This is a genomic window from Streptomyces silaceus, from assembly GCF_001419745.1.
GTDB lineage: Bacteria > Actinomycetota > Actinomycetes > Streptomycetales > Streptomycetaceae > Streptomyces > Streptomyces silaceus.
In genome coordinates this window covers 1-1,046 of sequence record NZ_LIRJ01000685.1, presented here as the reverse complement: position 1 = coordinate 1,046, position 1,046 = coordinate 1, and the positions used below count along the sequence as shown (strand labels likewise).

The window sequence follows — 1,046 nt, the reverse complement described above, 5'->3', positions numbered from 1 at the left end:
CTCCCCCACCCCTTCTCGGCCAACCCCCCGGACGGGTCCGGCTATTGAGAAGCGGGAGCCGCTATGCGCGCACTCCGCATATGCATAAGGTGAGGCTAGCCTAACCATTCAGAGGGGGCGCGTGACCCTTGGGGAGTGGAACACGTTAGGTTAGGCTTACCTAAACCACTGGGGGAGGTCGCTCACACCATGCCAGAGCACATACGGAACGAGTCGCACGCCGAGGGCGAGTTCGCCGGGCGTACGGCTCTGGTGACCGGGGCGGGCCAGGGCATCGGAGCCGCGGTCGCCGCCGCGCTCGCCGCACGGGGCGCGCACGTGGTCGCCACCGACCGCGACGCCCACGGCATCGACGAACTGGCCGCCTCCGCGCGCGGCTCCGCCGGCACGATCACGCCCCGCGTCATGGACGTGACGGACCCCGCCGCGGTCGCGTCCGTCGTCGACGGCGTCGTCCGCGACCACGCGGGCCTCGACATCCTCGTGAACGTCGCGGGCATCCTGCGCAGCGCCCCCGTCGCCGAACTCACCGACGCGGACTGGGCCGACACCTTCGCCGTGAACACGACCGGCGTCTTCCACACCTCCCGCGCCGCCGCCTCCCACATGACGGCGCGCGGCTCCGGCTGCATCGTCACCGTCGCCTCCAACGCCGCCGGCATCCCCCGCACCGGCATGGCCGCGTACGCCGCGTCGAAGGCGGCGGCCACGATGTTCACCAAGTGCCTCGGCCTGGAGATCGCCCGCAGCGGAGTGCGCTGCAACGTGGTCGCGCCGGGCTCCACCGACACCGCCATGCAGCGGGCCCTGTGGCCCGAGGGCCAGTCGGAGGTCCCGCCGAGCGTCATCGCGGGCGACCCGGAGACGTACCGCACGGGCATCCCCCTCGGCCGGATCGCCAGCCCCCAGGACATCGCCGACGCGGTGCTCTTCCTCGCCTCGGACCGGGCCAAACACATCACCCTGCAAGAGCTGTACGTCGACGGCGGCGCGACGCTGCGCTGAGCTCCGGCTCCCCGCCCCCGCGCAGGGGCACGGCCCCGCGC

General features: G+C 72.8%; 1 protein-coding gene. It reads left to right on the top strand.

Annotation, left to right across the window (positions count from 1 at the left end):
* The first annotated feature begins 189 nt into the window (after positions 1-189).
* On the top strand, positions 190-1,005 hold the full coding sequence (locus tag AOK22_RS38645; RefSeq protein ID WP_055703295.1) for a 2,3-dihydro-2,3-dihydroxybenzoate dehydrogenase: 816 nt from the start codon (positions 190-192) through the stop codon (positions 1,003-1,005).
* Positions 1,006-1,046 lie beyond the last annotated feature (41 nt).